Here is a 15311-nt window from a genome sequence, read left to right on the forward strand (position 1 = left end):
TTGAAACGGCCTCTAAGCGTCGCTTGCGCCGCGGGCCGGTTCAGCCCACCGGCCTGGCGATGCGCTCGCGCGCCCGCTCCTCCCAGCCCGGCGGCACCACAAACCCACGGGTACGCTCGCGCCACACCCCGGGCTGCCCCGCCGGCTCTACCTCGCACAGCATCACCGGCGCTTCCCGGCGCCAGTTCTTCTCGTGATGCGTCTCCGCAAAACGCAGTGCCAGTGCCTCATGAATCGCCTCGGCGGTTTCCGTGTGCGCTTGCGCCACCCTGGCCGGCGCCATCCACGCCGAGCGCGGCAGCCGGTACCAGCGCGAGCCTTCGCGCTGGCCAGCCCAGGCCAGCCAGTCCGGCAAGGTGGACCACCATCCGTGCAGGTGATCCGGCGCTATGCCCAGGCTGTCGATGGATAGCGGCACCACGCCGTCCCGGTAGAAGAGCCAGCCGAGCAGGTAGACCTCGCTGCGGTCGACAGGGCGGCCCAGCAGTGCCAGGGCCTCGGGGGTGCGTGACAGCGGCAGTTGCCTGCGCACAATATGTTCGAGCTTGTCACCCAGGCGGTCCACCAGGTTGGGGCCGACGAAGCAATGGCGGTCCAGCACGGCAGCGCCGGGCCCGCCGCCGCGCGGCGCGCCGTGCGCCGCAGGCTCGACCAGCAAGTAGAACTTGGCCGCCATCTCCCAGTGCACGGTGGCGCCGCTGGCCACGTCGCGCCAGACAAAATCGAGCTCGCCCAGCGTCTGCACGCCATGCGCGCCGGCACGGCGCACCGGCAGGTTCGCCGCAAGCAGCTCCAGCCCCTCGGCGTGTTCCAGTGTGAATTGCAGCAGGCGCTCGGCATGCCGGCCCAGCCGCAGGCTGGGCGCGGGCGACGGGCCGCGCACGCGTTGCTGCTCCAGGCCCGCAGCAAGTTCGGCAATGGTGGGAGGCAGCGCGGCGGGGTCGGCGGCGGGCAGCCAACGCTGCCAGGCGGCCAGCGCGCCTTCCGGCCAGCGCGCGAGCGCCGCTGGCGAATGCCCGGGGGCGTTGCCATTGATGATGGCGTTGCCTGCGTCGTCCGTCGGCAGGAATGCCAGCAGCGGAGGCGACAGCGAGCACCAGGCGAGCTCGCGCAGGCGCTGCGAGACGGCATGGCGCCAGAGCGGCGCCATCTCGATGGCGCCGCCGGGGCTCAGCGAGAACTCAGGCCTTGGCTCCCGCACGGGCATGTACCTCGCGGGCCAGGCACAGGTCTTCCCAGGCACGCGCCTTGTCGGACAAGGTGCGCAACAGGTAGGCCGGGTGGTAGGTCACCACCACCGGAATGCCTTCGTAGCTATGGACGGTGCCACGCAGCTTGCCGATCGGCGTGGTGGTGCGCAGCAGGGACTGGGCGGCAAAGCGCCCCAGCACCACGATCAGCTTGGGCTGGATCAGCGCGATCTGCCGGCGCAGGTAAGGCTCGCACTGGGCGACCTCCTCCGGCTCGGGATTGCGGTTGCCGGGCGGGCGGCACTTCAGCACGTTGGCGATAAACACGTTGCGCCCGCGCGCCAGGCCGACCGCCGCCAGCATATTGTCGAGCAGCTTGCCGGCCTGGCCCACGAAGGGCTCGCCTTGCAGGTCCTCGTTTTCGCCGGGGGCTTCGCCGACCAGCATCCATTCGGCCTGGCGGTCGCCCACGCCGAACACGGTCTGGGTGCGGCCATCGCACAACTGGCAATCGGTGCAGCCGGAGACCCGCTGCGCAAGCGCGGCCCAGTCCAGGCGCGCAATCACGGCTTCGCGCGTGCCGGTATCTGCCACCGCCGCCGCAGGCTCTGGCGGCATGCGCGCGACGGCGGCTTCGGCCGTGGCCGACACTCCCGCGTCCATATCGGCTTGTGCCGACCATGCGCAAAGCGCTGCTTCGGCCTGCGCTTTGGCATCCCCTTCGTCCTGCGCTTCGGGCTGGGCTTCGTCCACGCCAGCGTCGGCCACAGCGGCGAGCGTCACGGCGGCCTGGGCCGCTTCGCGCGAGGCCGTGTCGTCATTGACGACGGGATCTTCGGCGCTCGGGTCGGCGAGCCCCGCCATGGCGGATGGCTCGACCGCCTCCGGCAGGGCTGGCGCGCGGCGCAGCACCCATTCATCGGCAATGCCGAGCACTTCGAGGAACCTGGCGCGGCGGCTCATGGCACGGCCTCCGTGGGCGCCCACGCGCGGCGCAGCACAAGCGCATCCTCGCGCGTCTGGCCGGCTGCGGGGTAATAGCCCTTGCGCCGGCCGATCTCGGCAAAGCCTGCCTGACGGTACAGCTCGATGGCACCCACATTGGAGGGACGCACTTCGAGCAGCATGGTGTGCAGATGATGCGCGTGCGAGGTAGCCATGGCAGCGGCCAGCAGCAGCCGGCCAAGGCCGCCGCGCTGGCGCGCCGGGTCCACGGTGATATTGAGCAGGTGCATCTCGTCGACAACCGGCATCAGCACCGTGTAGGCGACCAGCACGCCCCCGTTATCCCGCAAGGTCAGGCCGATGTGACCGGCCTTGACGGAATTCTCGAAATTGGCACGGGTCCATGGGTGGGTGTAGGCCCGGGCTTCGATCTGCGCCACGGCTTCCACATCCAGCGCCGTCATGCGGCCAATGCTCCAGCCCGCCGGCACGCTTGGCATCACCGGCACCTCGGGCCATGCGTACCCGCTGCCGCACGCTGCATGCGCGCCCTGGCCGGGATTGGCCGAGCCGGCGTCCGGTGGCGGGTTGCGCTCCACGCTCACGGCTGGTCTCCCGCCGCCAGCGCAGCGCGCTGCGCCGCCACGGCCTGGCGCTCGGCGATGGTCTGGGCGACCTTGTCGCGCAGATAGATCGGCATGGCATCGGACGGCGCAACGGTTTCGTTGCGGGCCAGCGCGCGCAAGGCAATCGATACCAGGGCCGGCGCGGCGGGCAAGGCCTCGGGCACGCTGTGCAGCGCCAGCGCCGTGGCCTTGAGGCGCTCGCCAAACACGGCAGCGGCACTGCCCGCGAGCCAGAACGGCCCGGTGGGCAGGCTGACGGCCTCCGGCGGGCACACCTGCATGTCGGTCGCCGCCTGCCACGCCTGCGCGGCGCCATCCCAGCGAAACGCGCCTGCGTAGGCTTCGTCCATGCGGGCGTCCAGCGCCACCAGCACGGATACGTCGAGCGGCAGCGCCGGCATCCCTTCCCCGCCCAGGCGCACGCGTTCGGCGCAAGCCATCAGCGAATTGACGGGAATCACAGGCAGATCGGCGCCAAAGGCCAGGCCCTGGGCCACGCCGCAGGCGGTGCGCAGGCCCGTGAAGGAGCCCGGCCCGGCGCCAAAGGCGATGGCGGCACAGTCCGACAGGGCAATGCCGGCTTCGGCCAGCAACTCGCCGGCGGCCGGCAGCACGCGCGAAGACGAGCGCGGGCCGGTGTGTTCATGACGAACCAGGCACTCCAGGGCGCCGCCATCGGCAATGCGCCCGAGCGCGACGGAACACCACTCGGTGGAGGTTTCAACTGCAAGAATCCAGGACATGGCGAGATTGTATCCGGAGCGGCCCCAAAAGCTGAACTAGCGCGCGGTGCGCACGCCTCGCCCGGGGTGCGCCGGACTGAAGCGTTCTTCGGTTTCTTTCGGCTCAAACGCGCGGTGGCGGGCGCTATCATCGCGGCTACCGGGTTTTTCCCGAACACCGAACCCAAGACGCATCCCCCCATCCAGCCAGGAGAACCCCATGAGCGACCTGCAGGCACGCTTTGCCCAAGCCCAGATCGACGTCAAGCAATTGACCGAGCGCCCCAGCAACATGACCCTGCTGCGCCTCTACGCGCTGTTCAAGCAAGGCAGCGAGGGTGACGCCCATGGCGACAAGCCGGGCATGACCGATTTCGTCGGCCGCTACAAGTTCGAAGCCTGGGAAACGCTCAAGGGCACCGCCCAGGAAGACGCGCAGGAAAAATACATCGCGCTGGTGGAAGAACTGCGCAGCGGCGCCACCGCCTGAAGCCATATGCCATATGGGTTAGCCGGCGCTCGGCCGGCTAACCCTTCAGGCCTCGGCCAGCGGCCTAGGCCGTATCCGCCAGGCTGCCAGGATGGCGGTGGCAATGACAAGGCCAACCGCCAGGAAGGTTTCGTCGAAGGCGCGAATGCGCGCGGCCGGGTCGCCGTCGGTACCGAGCACCGCACCCTGCGCGGCCAGCCGCCATTGCAGGCCGACGCCGGCCAGGCTTACCCCGATCGCACCGCCCAGTTGCCGGATGAAGTTGATGCAACTGGAACCCTGTGCAATCAGCGAATAATCCACGCCCCGCATCGAGCCCAGCGTCAGCGACGGCAGGATGCAGCCAAGCCCGATCCGCCCCAGCACCGCAAACCCCACCAGCAGCAAGTAAGGCGTGGCCTGGGACCCCATCGCCATCAGCAGGAACGAAGCCGACAGCAGCGCGAGCCCGAACGACACCTGCAGGTGTGGCGGGATGCGATGAGTCAGCCGCCCCGCCGCGGCAATGGTCAGGGCCAGCGCGATGCCGGCCGGCAGCAGCACCAGCCCGGCGCGCGACGGCGTATAGGCCAGCGCCATCTGCATGTAGACGGGCAGCAGGTAGGTCGATCCGAACAGCCCCGCGCCATAGATGAACGCCACCACCGCCCCGGCCGAAAACTGCCGGTAGCTGTACAGGCGCATGTTCATCAGCGGGTTCTCCGCGCGCAACTGCCACAGCACGAACACCACCAGCATCAGCACGCCAAAGCCTGCCAGCGCCATGCCGGCAGGCACGCTCTCGCGCATCTGCACCAGCCCGTTGAGCAGGCTCACGGTGGCAATGCCGGCCAGGCCCAGGCCCTGCCAGTCGAGCGGCTTGCGCTCGCCCATCATGGCCGAGTCCACCGCCATGAAGCGGCGCGCCATCCACAGCCCGATCAGCGTCAGCGGCACTACCACGAAGAAGATCGAGCGCCAGCCGAAGGCCTCCACCAGGAAGCCGCCCACGCTGGGGCCGAGCGCCGGCGCCAGCACCACCCCAAAGCCAAACATGCTGATCGCCTTGCCCTGCTCGCGCTCCTCGAACACCCGCAGGATCAGGATATTGGGCAACGGCTGCAGGATCCCCGCCGCAATGCCCTCGGCCACCCGCATGGCGATCATCACGCCATAGGTGGGCGAGAATCCGCCGACCAGCCCGCCCATGCCCAGCAGCAGCAAGCTGCCAATGAACGTGCGGCGCAAGCCGTAGCGGTTAAGCAGCCAGGGTGTGAGCAGCATCGACAGCGTCATGGCAATCATGAAGCTGGCCGCCACCCATTGCGCGCTGTCCTGCCCCAGCACGAAATGCCGGCTCAGGTCGGGAATGGCTACGTTGACGATGGTCGACGACACGATCGAGGAGACCGTGCCCAGCATCAGCGTCAGCAGCACCAGCCAGCGCAGCTGGCTGCCATAGCGTGCCCGCAGTGATTCCCGGGTCGGGCCGCCCGGCTGCCCGCGGGAGGTGGGCGACGAGGGCTGCTCGCTCACCCCAGCCGTCCGAGGGCGGCCAGTTCGCGGATTTTGCGCACGGTGTCGAGGTCGGCCTCGTGATAAGCCGACTTGACGATTTCGGCGAAACGATCGTCGCCGCTGTCGTCCACCGCGGGCATGGTGGTCTCGTAGACAAAGCGCAGCAGCAAGGCGCCAGGGCCCGGCGTCTCGATCGCCATGGTCAGGGTGCCGCCGGCGTGCTCGTCGGTAGGGGCGGTTTCATAGCGCACGACGCGGCGCGGCTCGAAGACGACGCGGTCGCGAATCGTGGCCTTGCCGAAATGCAGCTTGCGCTCGACCCAGTCGTCGCCGCGCTCCACGATCTCCGCGCGGTCCAGCCCCATGACAAACAGCTCGGGCTCGGCACTGCGCAGCACCAGCCCTTGCCAGAGCTGCTCCGGCGTGAGCGTGTCCAACTGGATATTTTGTGGATCGTTGATCTCCACCAGGTGCTCGAAACGCAACTTAACTCTCCCGATCTATAGTTAGCCGATATTATGAAGGTCTGTGCCAAGGTCCGCAGCAAAACTTCCCGGAGCCCACCCATGAGCGCCCTGCCGTCTCCCGACACACGAACCGATGTCCTTAGCGCCATCGATCCGCTGCAGGTACTGGTCTACGCCGACTCGCTATCGTGGGGCATCGTGCCGGGCACGCGGCAGCGCCTGCCCTGGCCGGTGCGCTGGCCCGGCCGGCTGGAGCTTGCACTGAACGGTGCCAAGGCCGGCGGGCAGCGCCCCGTGCGGATACTGGAAGACTGCCTCAACGGCCGCCGCACGGTCTGGGACGATCCCTTCAAGCCGGGCCGCAACGGCATCCAGGGCCTGGCGCAGCGCATGGAGATGCACGCGCCACTGGCGCTGGTGATCCTGATGCTCGGCAGCAACGATTTCCAGTCCATGCACCCGCATAACGCCTGGCACGCCGCGCAAGGCATCGGCGCCCTGCTCGACACCATCCGCGGCGCACCCATCGAGCCGGGCATGCCCGTGCCACCGGTGCTGGTGCTGGTGCCCCCGCCCATCACCACGCCGCGCGGGCCGCTGGCGCCGAAGTTTGCCGGCGGCGAGCACAAATGCGCGGGGCTAGCGCAAGCCTTCCAGGAAGTCTGCCGCGCGCGCGGCTGCGACTGGTTCGACACCGGCACGGTCATCCATAGCAGCGAAGTCGACGGCGTGCACCTGGACGCCGCCGACCACATCGCACTGGGCGATGCGCTGGCACCCGTGGTCAATGCCCTGCTGGCGCCAATGCGCGCCTGAGGCCCTCCGGGGGCCCTCCCGGGGCCGCTCTCAGCCTTGCGCGTCACAGGCGCCGAGTAGAACACTCCTGACAGTACGTGTCAGGAGTGCCGGCGCACAATCCTGATCTTCGGGCGAAGTGCTTCCTTGCGGGCCGCGCCCCCCATTCCAAGCAGGAGACCGCGATGCAATTGCTGATCAATATCGACGTCGACGACCTCACGCACGGCATCCGCTTCTACCAGCACGGCCTTGGCCTGCGCCTGGCGCGCAAGCTGTTCGACGGCTCCGTGGCGGAAATGCTGGGCGGCGGCGCGCCGATCTACCTGCTGGCCAAGGCACCGGGCACCAGGCCCAGCACGCGCGCCGACGGCCGGCGCGACGATCGCCGGCACTGGACGCCGGCGCATCTCGATTTCGTGGTGGCGGACCTGGAAAGCGCGGTGGAGCGTGCGCTGGAAGCCGGCGCCGAGCTGGAGGACTGGCCGCAGGATTTCGCCTGGGGGCGGCAGGCGATGCTGTCCGACCCTTTTGGCCACGGGCTCTGCCTTATCGAGTGGAAGGGTGACGGTTATAGCGTCGCCGAAACGGGAAAGGAAGCCAGGGTGCCGGCGTTGCAGGATCAATAGCGCCATAGCCCGGCCATGCCCGCGCGGCCGGGCCAAAGGAAGTACGCCGGCTCGCGGCGCAAGGCCATCCACAAAAGTGGATATGCAAGCGCGGTTTGCTTCGTTGGTGGCGCGCAAACCTTGCTCTATCGTCTCTCGGGTGCAACTTCGAGAAGACAACGCGGCATGTCCAACTTCGACCCGGATCTGAACGATCCCTTCGTCGCCCGCGCGGTGGTGCTGCGCGAGACCTTCCATACCGATGCCGTCGCCCGCGACAAGGCTGGCGGCCGGCCTACCGAGCAAATCCGCTTGCTCAAGGAAAGCGGCCTGCTTTCAGCGGGCATTCCCACGGCCTACGGCGGGGGCGGTGCTTCGTGGCTTTCACTGCTGCGCGTGGTGCGCGAATTCGCACGTACCGATGGCTCGCTGGCCCACCTCTTCGGCTACCACCATCTGCCCGTGCACGCCGTGCAGGCGCGCGGCACGCCGGCGCAGCAGGAGCGCTGGCTGCGCGCCGCCGCCAAGGCGCAATGGCTGTGGAGCAACTCGGGCAATGCGCTGTCGAAGACGTCCAGTGCGCAGCGCGCCCCCGGCAACGAGGGCTGGGTGGTCACCGGTTTCCGGCCCTTCTCCAGCGGCAGCCATGTGGCGGACGTGATCCAGCTGGCATGGGAGAACGCGCTGGGCCAACGCCTGATGGGCGTGGTGCCCGCCGATCGCGCGGGCATCGTGATCGAGGATGACTGGGATGGCATCGGCCAGCGCCAGACCGGCAGCGGCACCGTGACGTTCAACAGCGTGCTGGTACGCGACGATGAACTGCTCGGCAAACCCGACGATCCGCTCACCCCTTTCGCATCGCTGACCACGCTGCTGCAGCAAAGCGTGCTGCTCAACGTGTTTGTCGGCACGGCACAGGGCGCGCTCGACGAAGGCCGCGCCTATACCGCCACGCAGTCGCGCCCATGGATCCACTCGGGCGTGGAGCGCCATGTCGATGATCCGTGGGTCCAGCGCAAATACGGCGAGCTTGCCATCCGCACCTTAGCGGCAACCGAGCTGGCCGACCAGGCGGCGCGCAGCCTGGATGCCATTTACGGCTACGGACAGGCGCTGACGCTGGAGCAGCGCGGGCCGGTAGCCATCGCGCTGGCTACCGCGAACCTGTACGCAGGGGAAACCGGCCTGGCCGTATCGAACGAGATCTTCGAGGTGATGGGCGCGCGTTCGGCCACCAACGCCAACGGCTTCGACCGTTTCTGGCGCAACGTGCGCACCCACACGCTGCACAACCCGGCCGAGTACAAGAAGCGCACGGTGGGCACGTGGTTGCTCACGGGCGAGTTCCCCTCGCCTGCCATCTATCGCTGACCCCGCCGAACCTGCCGACCCCACCAAACATCATGAGCCGCGACCGACTGTTCCTGCTGCAACCCGGATTTACCGACCCCAAGCATCCCGGCGAACACTTCGTCTGCCCGGACTGCCTGCCGATCGAAGGCCTGCTGGCCAGCGCGCCCGCACTGGCAGCGCGCCTGGACATTTCACGCGAGCCGTTTGCGCGACCGCGCGAGGCGGTGGCCGCCCTGCTGGGCGAGGCGCACCAGGGCCTGCCGGTGCTGATCCTGGGCGACGCCGCGCCGGCACCTGCCGACGCCCAGCGGCATGGCGGACTGCGCTTCGTCACCGATACCCGCCGCATCCTTGCCTTGCTGGCGGAGCGCCATGGCTTTGCCAAGGTGCATTGAGCCTTCGATGACGGCTACCGACCGAGACCCAACATGACCGCCAACGTCGCCTTTCTTCACACGCCGGGCGAACCAGCGCCCGCGCTGTTCGAGCCGGACACCGGCAACCCCTTCATCGCCCGCGCGGTCTCGCTGCGCGAGCGCTTCGCCGACGACGCCATCGCCCGCGACCAGGCCGGCGGGAAACCCGCCGAGCAGATCCGCTTGCTCAAGGAACACGGCCTGCTTACGCTGCTGCTGCCGCGCGAAGTCGGCGGCCAGGGCGAAACCTGGTCGACCGTGCTGCGCATCACGCGCCTGTTCGCGCAGGTGGACGGCTCGCTCGGCCATCTGTTCGGCTATCACTACAGCAGCCTGCTGAGCCCGCGCTTGCGCAACGCACCGGAGAAGGCCGCCAGCCTGTGGCGCCGCTCGGCCGAAGGCAACTGGTTCTGGGGCAACACGGCGAACAGCTTTTCCAGGAGCCTGTTTGGACGGCGCGATGGCGAGTGGTTCGTGCTGGACGGCTATCGCCCCTTCACCTCCGGCTCGCACGTGGCCGACTTCCTGGCGATTGCCTGGGAAGACGCCGACAGCGGCGAACGCCGCTTTGCCGCGATTCCCGCGGACCGCGCAGGCATCGTGATCGAGGACGACTGGGACGGCATCGGCCAGCGCCAGACCGGCAGTGGCCGCGTCACCTACCAGGGTGTGCGCGTGCACGAGAGCGAAGTGCTCGGGCAGCCGGTGCCCTTGAACCCCACCGGCGCGCCGGCCGAGCCCTACCGCACGGTCACGCCGCTGCAGCAGCAAAGCGTGCTGCTCAATGTGTTCATCGGCACGGCGCAAGGCGCGCTGCGCGCCGGGCGTGAATACACGGTGCATCAGTCGCGCCCATGGATTCACTCTGGCGTGGAGCGCCATGTGGACGACCCGTGGGTGCGCCGGCAATACGGCGAGCTCTGGGTCAAGACCCAGGCCGCCACCGCGCTGGCCGACCGCGCGCTGCTCGCGCTCGACGCCGTGATCGCACGCGGCGAAGCGCTCAGCGCCGAGGAGCGCGGCGAAGCAGCCGTGGCCATTGCGGCGGCCAACGTGCTGGCCGGCGAGGTCGCGCTGCAGGTCTCCAGCGAGATCTTCGAGGTCACGGGCGCGCGCTCGGCGGTGCGCAAGACCGGCCTGGACCGCTTCTGGCGCAACGTGCGCATCCATACCCTGCACAACCCGTCCGAGTACAAGACCCGCAATGTCGGCCGCTGGGTGCTGGGCGAAGGCCATCCGGAACCGGGGACCTACCAATGAGTGCATCGAACGGGGCGCGCCAGCGCCAGCTCCACCTCAACATCAACATCCTGCACTCGGGCTTCGTGCCCTCGGCGTGGCGGCTGCCCGACAGCGATCCCGCCGCCTTTACCGACGTGCGGCACTACATCCGCGTGGCGCAGATCGCCGAAGCCGGCAGGCTCGACGCGGTGTTCCTGGCGGACAACGCCGCTATCGTCGACCAGATTCATTTCCGCCCGATCCCGGCGCTGGAACCCACGGTGCTGCTGGCCAGCATCGCGGCGGCGACCACGCATATCGGCCTGATCGGCACGGCGTCCACCAGCTACAACGAGCCCTACAACATCGCGCGGCGCTTCGCCACGCTAGACCATGTGAGCGCGGGGCGCGCCGGCTGGAACGTGGTCACCACGGCCGATGTGCCGTCGGCGCGCAATTTCGGGCGCGATGCGGCGCCGGACCACGCGCAGCGCTATGCGCGGGCGGCCGAATTCACGTCCGTGGTCAAGGCCCTGTGGGACAGCTGGGAGGACGACGCCTTTCTCGGCGACAAGGCATCGGGCCGCTTCGTCGACACCGCCAAGGTGCAGCCGATTGCGCACCAGGGCGAGCATTTCAGCGTGCAGGGGCCACTCAACCTGCCGCGCTCGCCGCAAGGCCATCCGGTGGTGGTGCAGGCCGGCGGCTCCGCCGACGGGCGCGAGCTGGCCGCACGCCATGCCGAGGCTGTGTTCTCGGCATCCCAATCGTTCGAGGAATCGCTGGCCTACGGGCGCGAGCTCAAGGCGCGCGCACAAGCGCTTGGGCGCGGGCCCGATGCCGTGCAGGTGCTGGCCGGCCTGACCACCATCATCGGCGCCACCGAAGCCCAGGCCCGCCGGCGGCGCGACGAGCTGATCGACCTGATCCCCTGGGACTACAGCCTGGCGCGGCTGGCCGGCACGCTCGGCATCACGCCGGACCGCCTGAAGCTGGACGAGCGGCTGCCGGACAACCTCGCCCTGCCCGCCAACGGCAATGGCAACCACACCTTCTTCAACGCCACGCTCGCGCTGGCGCGGCGCCATGGCTACACCGTGCGCGAACTGATCCGCGAGCTGGCGGGCGGCGGCGGCCACCGCGTGATCGTGGGCACGCCCGAGCAGATTGCCGACGACATCGAGCACTGGTTCCGCCACGGCGCGGCCGATGGCTTCAACCTGATGCCCGATGCGCTGCCCGACGGGCTGCAGGACTTTGTCGACGGCGTGGTGCCGATCCTGCAGCGGCGCGGCATTTTTCGCACGCAGTACGAAGGCAGCACGCTGCGCGAGCACCTGGGGCTGGCACGGCCGCAGGGCCGGCAAGGCACACGCATAGCCGCCTGATATCCCTCAACAACCGATAAGCAATCGATAAGCAATCATGGCTCAACGTAGCGGTTTCCTCAGCCTGGGCGCCTTCCTTTACCCCAGCGGCCACCATATCGCCGCCTGGCGCCATCCCGATGCCAAGGCCGACGCGGGCATCGACTTCAAACACCACATCGCGCTCGCCCAGGCCGCCGAGGCGGCGAAGTTCGATCTGGTCTTCCTGGCCGACGGCGTAGGCACGCGCGGCGACGATGTCGAGTTCCTCAGCCGTACCGCGCACAGCTACCAGGCGCAGTTCGAGCCTATTACGCTGCTGTCCGCGCTGGCTGCGGTGACGCAGCGCATCGGCCTGGTCGGCACCGCCTCGACGAGCTTCAACGAGCCGTATCACGTGGCGCGCAAGTTCGCCTCGCTGGACCATATCTCGGGTGGGCGCGCCGGCTGGAACCTGGTCACCTCATCCAACGAGCACGAAGCGCGCAACTTCAACCGCGACCACCATTTCGCCCACGCCGAGCGCTACGAGCGCGCGGCGGAGTTCGCCGATGTGGTCACCGGGCTGTGGAACAGCTGGGAGGACGATGCCTTCCTGCGCGACAAGGCCAGCGGCCGCTACTACGAGCCCGCCAGGCGCCATGTGCTGGGCCATAAGGGGAAGCATTTCTCGGTGCAGGGGCCGCTCAACGTATCGCGCACGCCGCAGGGCCATCCGGTCGTGGTGCAGGCCGGCTCCTCCGAAGCCGGCAAGGAACTGGCCGCACGCACGGGCGAAGCCGTGTTCACGGCGCAGCAGACGGTGGAGGATGCCGTGGCGTTCTACGCTGACGTCAAAGGCCGGCTCGCCCGCTACGGGCGCGAGCCGGATGACCTGAAGATCCTGCCCGGCGTATTCCCGGTGGTGGGCCAGAGTGAAAGCGAAGCCAAAGAGAAATTCGAGCAACTGCAAGCGCTGATCGACCCGGTGGTCGGCCTGGCACTGGTGTCTGGCCTGACGGGCGGCTTCGACCTGTCAGGCTATCCGCTCGACGGCCCGATTCCCGAGTTGCCCGAGACCAATGCCAGCAAGAGCCGCCAGCGCCTGGTGATCGACCTTGCGCGGCGCGAGAACCTGACCATCCGCCAGCTTTACCAGCGCGTTGCGGGTGCGCGCGGCCACTGGCAAGTGATCGGCACGCCCGGGCAGATCGTCGACCAGCTCGAGGAGCGCTTCCGCAAATACGGCGCCGACGGCTACAACATCATGTCGCCGGTGCTGCCGGGCGGACTCACCGATTTCATCGCGCTGGTGCTGCCTGAGCTGCGCCGCCGCGGCCTGTTCCGCGCGGAGTACGACGGCCGCACGCTGCGCGAGCACCTTGGGCTCAAGCGCCCCGCGCATCCAGCCGCTTCCTCCAGGCCCGCCGCCTCAACCCTTGCCGCTGCAGCATGACGACAACTTCTTCCTTCCCCGGCTCCGATCCCGATTTCCTCGCGCGCGAAACGCTGCGCCTGCTCGGCCCCGCGCCCGACAACTGGGTGCCGGACCATGTCGGCATCGACCACAACGTGGCCATCGTTGGTGGCGGCCAGAGCGGCAGCGCCTATGCCTTCGCGCTGCGCCGCGCGGGCATCGGCCGCGTGACGGTGCTCGACGCCGCGCCAGACGGTGCGCTGGCCGGCGTCTGGCGCACGCGCGCCCGCATGCAGAAGCTGCGCACGCCCAAGAACCTGGTCGGGCCGGAGCTCGGCCTGCCGACGCTGGGCTTCCAGGCCTGGTATGAAGCGCGGCACGGCGCCGAGGCCTATGCCGCCATCGACCGCATTGCGCGCCTGGACTGGGCCGATTACCTGGACTGGTACCGCGACTTCCTCGGCGTGCCGGTGCGCTACGCCACGCGTGTGGTACGCATCGAGCCCGTAACCGGCGCCGCGCTGCAGCACTTCCGGCTGCATCTTGACGTGAATGGGCAGCCGCGCATCGAGACCGCGCGCAAGGTCATCCTGGCCAATGGCGTGGCCGGCAATGGCGCGCCGTTCGTGCCCGCTGTGTTGTCGCAGGCCGTGGCCGCCGGGCTGGCCGCGCATACGGCCGATGCCATCGACTTCGGCGCGCTGCGTGGCAAGACGGTAGCCGTGCTGGGCGCGGCGGCCTCCGCCTTCGACGCCGCCGCCGTGGCGCTGGAATCCGGCGCGGCCGCCGTGCACCTGTTCGCGCGCCGCGACCATATCGCCGCCACGCCGGTATCGCGCGTGCGCGCCTACCCCGGCCTTTACGACAATTACCACGCCCTGCCCGATGCCACACGCTGGGAGCAAGCCATCCGCTATCGGCGCGCCGGATCCACGCCACCGGCCGACTCGGTGAAGCGGGTGCTCAAATTCCCGCAGTTCCATTTGCACCTGAGCACCTCGCTGTGCGCCGCCGAAGTGGAGTCCGGCCGCATCGTCACCGAGGTGCAAGGGCAGCCCCTTCGCTTCGACTTTGCGATTGCCGGCACGGGCTACCTGGTGGATCCGTCGGCGCGGGCGGAACTGGCCGACATTGCGCCGCATATCCTGCGCTGGCGCGACCGCTACCAGCCTCCGGCCGATGCGCGCGACGACGAACTCGCCGCGTCGCCTTATCTGGGCAGCGGCCTTGAGTACCTTGAGAAAACACCGGGTGCCGCGCCGTGGCTACGCAATCTCCACGTGCATAACCCAGCAGGCTTTGCCAGCGTCGGCGTGCCGCTGGGCGATGTGCCCAGCATGCGGCGCGATATTCCGGCCTCGGTCGCCCGCATCAGCCGGGATCTGCTGCTGGCCGACCTGACGCTGCACGAGCAGCGGATTCGTGGAGACGTGCCGGCGGATTTTGGCGCGGAGTTTTATGCTGGCGCGGTCTGGAAGCCCGCGGGCGCAGCGCTCGCTGCGGCTTGAGGCGGCTGTCAGCGCCACCGGACGACCCGCCTGGGGTGCGTGCCGCGTCAAGCGGATGCCGCGTGCGCCCATATGGCGGGTTGTAGCTTTCGAACGGCAGGTAGAGGTCGATGCGCCACTGCTTGGATAGCGGCTTGCCCGAAGCGTCGAGAACTTGAAGAGATCAAGCCAGAAATCCCATCAAGATCCAATGTACTTGTAGTACAGATCCAGTTTTTCGTTGTCTTCTGAAACTTCAATATGGAGAATAGCCTCACCGGGCCTGCCATTTTCAAAGAGTACACACTCCATTCCTAATGCCTTTTCATTGGTTTCATAGACATCAATGCATGGCCTTTTCTGCGTACGCGAATCAAAGGCCACCTCCAGTGGCGCAATGGATAGGATCACCCCCTCATCGAAGTATTCATCGATGCACTCGAAAATCTCTTCGGCCACTGCGCTGGAAATGCCAAACTTGTGCCGTAGCGCCTGCGCATCTCGCAGGCCGATGGTCTCGATAAATCGCTTCGCCTCGTCATAGGCTTGCTGCCTTGTTGGCGTTCGCATGGGTCGGCTCCGTGATGGCAAGACATCGAGGCGCCAATCTAGCACGCCAAGGACTTGGCGTAAATTCTGCAGGGAGTCCCGTGGATAGGCTCCAAGATCAGCAGAGAAAGAAGGCTGCAAGCTCAGCACAGGTCCTCGCCAGCGCAGCAGTCACCACA

16 protein-coding genes are annotated in these 15311 nt (G+C 68.3%); 9 read left to right on the plus strand and 7 right to left on the minus strand.

The window, feature by feature from the left end; translation table 11 throughout:
• Window positions 1–40 precede the first annotated feature (40 nt).
• The 4 genes from AC1RQK_RS09140 to tsaB all read right to left on the minus strand — a co-directional run bounded on the left by AC1RQK_RS09140 (window position 41) and on the right by tsaB (window position 3504).
• Window positions 41–1207, minus strand: a complete 1167-nt coding sequence (locus tag AC1RQK_RS09140) for a DUF1853 family protein (protein ID WP_492808622.1) — start codon at window positions 1205–1207, stop codon at window positions 41–43.
• Window positions 1182–2153, minus strand: a complete 972-nt coding sequence (locus AC1RQK_RS09145) for a uracil-DNA glycosylase (protein ID WP_492808624.1) — start codon at window positions 2151–2153, stop codon at window positions 1182–1184. The genes AC1RQK_RS09140 and AC1RQK_RS09145 overlap by 26 nt, the downstream gene beginning before the upstream one ends.
• A complete protein-coding gene (gene rimI, locus AC1RQK_RS09150; protein ID WP_416050501.1) occupies window positions 2150–2635 on the minus strand; it encodes a ribosomal protein S18-alanine N-acetyltransferase in 486 nt (161 codons plus the stop codon). The genes AC1RQK_RS09145 and rimI overlap by 4 nt, the downstream gene beginning before the upstream one ends.
• A 101-nt stretch (window positions 2636–2736) precedes the next feature.
• On the minus strand, window positions 2737–3504 hold the full coding sequence (gene tsaB / locus AC1RQK_RS09155; RefSeq protein ID WP_492808625.1) for a tRNA (adenosine(37)-N6)-threonylcarbamoyltransferase complex dimerization subunit type 1 TsaB: 768 nt from the start codon (window positions 3502–3504) through the stop codon (window positions 2737–2739).
• A 199-nt stretch (window positions 3505–3703) separates the two neighbouring features.
• On the opposite strand from tsaB, the gene AC1RQK_RS09160 reads away from it, so the two are divergent.
• Entirely contained in the window at window positions 3704–3973 is a 270-nt protein-coding gene (locus AC1RQK_RS09160; RefSeq protein WP_150983548.1) for an acyl-CoA-binding protein, read from the plus strand.
• A 45-nt stretch (window positions 3974–4018) separates the two neighbouring features.
• On the opposite strand, the gene AC1RQK_RS09165 is transcribed toward AC1RQK_RS09160, so the two are convergent.
• Together AC1RQK_RS09165 and AC1RQK_RS09170 are read right to left on the minus strand one after the other, a co-directional pair.
• On the minus strand, window positions 4019–5488 hold the full coding sequence (locus AC1RQK_RS09165; protein ID WP_492808627.1) for a DHA2 family efflux MFS transporter permease subunit: 1470 nt from the start codon (window positions 5486–5488) through the stop codon (window positions 4019–4021).
• Complete coding sequence (locus tag AC1RQK_RS09170) at window positions 5485–5955, minus strand: SRPBCC family protein (RefSeq protein ID WP_492371672.1); 471 nt, start codon at window positions 5953–5955, stop codon at window positions 5485–5487. Before AC1RQK_RS09170 ends, AC1RQK_RS09165 begins: the two co-directional genes overlap by 4 nt.
• 81 nt (window positions 5956–6036) lie before the next feature.
• Here AC1RQK_RS09170 and AC1RQK_RS09175 point away from each other — a divergent pair, with 81 nt between their 5' ends.
• From AC1RQK_RS09175 to AC1RQK_RS09210, 8 genes are all read left to right on the plus strand, one after another.
• Window positions 6037–6753, plus strand: coding sequence for an SGNH/GDSL hydrolase family protein (locus AC1RQK_RS09175; protein ID WP_492808628.1), 717 nt, complete (start codon window positions 6037–6039; stop codon window positions 6751–6753).
• A 164-nt stretch (window positions 6754–6917) separates the two neighbouring features.
• Window positions 6918–7361: a VOC family protein gene (locus AC1RQK_RS09180; protein ID WP_492808629.1), complete on the plus strand. Its 444-nt coding sequence runs from the start codon at window positions 6918–6920 to the stop codon at window positions 7359–7361.
• A gap of 165 nt (window positions 7362–7526) precedes the next feature.
• On the plus strand, window positions 7527–8714 hold the full coding sequence (locus AC1RQK_RS09185) for an acyl-CoA dehydrogenase family protein (RefSeq protein ID WP_492371669.1): 1188 nt from the start codon (window positions 7527–7529) through the stop codon (window positions 8712–8714).
• Between the two features lie 32 nt (window positions 8715–8746).
• On the plus strand, window positions 8747–9091 hold the full coding sequence (locus AC1RQK_RS09190) for a DUF3088 domain-containing protein (protein WP_492371668.1): 345 nt from the start codon (window positions 8747–8749) through the stop codon (window positions 9089–9091).
• A gap of 33 nt (window positions 9092–9124) precedes the next feature.
• Complete coding sequence (locus tag AC1RQK_RS09195) at window positions 9125–10372, plus strand: acyl-CoA dehydrogenase family protein (RefSeq protein WP_492808630.1); 1248 nt, start codon at window positions 9125–9127, stop codon at window positions 10370–10372.
• The gene (locus AC1RQK_RS09200; RefSeq protein ID WP_492808632.1) at window positions 10369–11721 is read left to right on the plus strand and encodes an LLM class flavin-dependent oxidoreductase; all 1353 of its coding nucleotides are present in this window, start codon (window positions 10369–10371) and stop codon (window positions 11719–11721) included. The genes AC1RQK_RS09195 and AC1RQK_RS09200 overlap by 4 nt, the downstream gene beginning before the upstream one ends.
• A 37-nt stretch (window positions 11722–11758) precedes the next feature.
• Window positions 11759–13135 carry an LLM class flavin-dependent oxidoreductase gene (locus AC1RQK_RS09205; RefSeq protein ID WP_492808634.1) on the plus strand — a complete coding sequence of 459 codons (1377 nt, stop codon included), beginning with the start codon at window positions 11759–11761 and terminating at the stop codon, window positions 13133–13135.
• The gene (locus AC1RQK_RS09210) at window positions 13132–14604 is read left to right on the plus strand and encodes a SidA/IucD/PvdA family monooxygenase (protein WP_492808635.1); all 1473 of its coding nucleotides are present in this window, start codon (window positions 13132–13134) and stop codon (window positions 14602–14604) included. The genes AC1RQK_RS09205 and AC1RQK_RS09210 overlap by 4 nt, the downstream gene beginning before the upstream one ends.
• Window positions 14605–14784: 180 nt before the next feature.
• On the opposite strand, the gene AC1RQK_RS09215 is transcribed toward AC1RQK_RS09210, so the two are convergent.
• On the minus strand, window positions 14785–15153 hold the full coding sequence (locus AC1RQK_RS09215) for a hypothetical protein (protein ID WP_492371663.1): 369 nt from the start codon (window positions 15151–15153) through the stop codon (window positions 14785–14787).
• Window positions 15154–15311 lie beyond the last annotated feature (158 nt).

The sequence above is a fragment of the Cupriavidus sp. GW822-FHT02D05 genome (assembly GCF_058802485.1).

What these genes read in the sequence shown, in the direction of transcription:
- AC1RQK_RS09140 (WP_492808622.1), bottom strand. Translation starts at nt 1,207, where the DNA reads ATGCCCGTGCGGGAGCCAAGGCCTGAGTTCTCGCTGAGCCCCGGCGGC.
- AC1RQK_RS09145 (WP_492808624.1), bottom strand. Translation starts at nt 2,153, where the DNA reads ATGAGCCGCCGCGCCAGGTTCCTCGAAGTGCTCGGCATTGCCGATGAA.
- rimI (WP_416050501.1), bottom strand. Translation starts at nt 2,635, where the DNA reads ATGCCAAGCGTGCCGGCGGGCTGGAGCATTGGCCGCATGACGGCGCTG.
- tsaB (WP_492808625.1), bottom strand. Translation starts at nt 3,504, where the DNA reads ATGTCCTGGATTCTTGCAGTTGAAACCTCCACCGAGTGGTGTTCCGTC.
- AC1RQK_RS09160 (WP_150983548.1), top strand. Translation starts at nt 3,704, where the DNA reads ATGAGCGACCTGCAGGCACGCTTTGCCCAAGCCCAGATCGACGTCAAG.
- AC1RQK_RS09175 (WP_492808628.1), top strand. Translation starts at nt 6,037, where the DNA reads ATGAGCGCCCTGCCGTCTCCCGACACACGAACCGATGTCCTTAGCGCC.
- AC1RQK_RS09180 (WP_492808629.1), top strand. Translation starts at nt 6,918, where the DNA reads ATGCAATTGCTGATCAATATCGACGTCGACGACCTCACGCACGGCATC.
- AC1RQK_RS09185 (WP_492371669.1), top strand. Translation starts at nt 7,527, where the DNA reads ATGTCCAACTTCGACCCGGATCTGAACGATCCCTTCGTCGCCCGCGCG.
- AC1RQK_RS09190 (WP_492371668.1), top strand. Translation starts at nt 8,747, where the DNA reads ATGAGCCGCGACCGACTGTTCCTGCTGCAACCCGGATTTACCGACCCC.
- AC1RQK_RS09195 (WP_492808630.1), top strand. Translation starts at nt 9,125, where the DNA reads ATGACCGCCAACGTCGCCTTTCTTCACACGCCGGGCGAACCAGCGCCC.
- AC1RQK_RS09200 (WP_492808632.1), top strand. Translation starts at nt 10,369, where the DNA reads ATGAGTGCATCGAACGGGGCGCGCCAGCGCCAGCTCCACCTCAACATC.
- AC1RQK_RS09205 (WP_492808634.1), top strand. Translation starts at nt 11,759, where the DNA reads ATGGCTCAACGTAGCGGTTTCCTCAGCCTGGGCGCCTTCCTTTACCCC.
- AC1RQK_RS09210 (WP_492808635.1), top strand. Translation starts at nt 13,132, where the DNA reads ATGACGACAACTTCTTCCTTCCCCGGCTCCGATCCCGATTTCCTCGCG.
- AC1RQK_RS09215 (WP_492371663.1), bottom strand. Translation starts at nt 15,153, where the DNA reads ATGCGAACGCCAACAAGGCAGCAAGCCTATGACGAGGCGAAGCGATTT.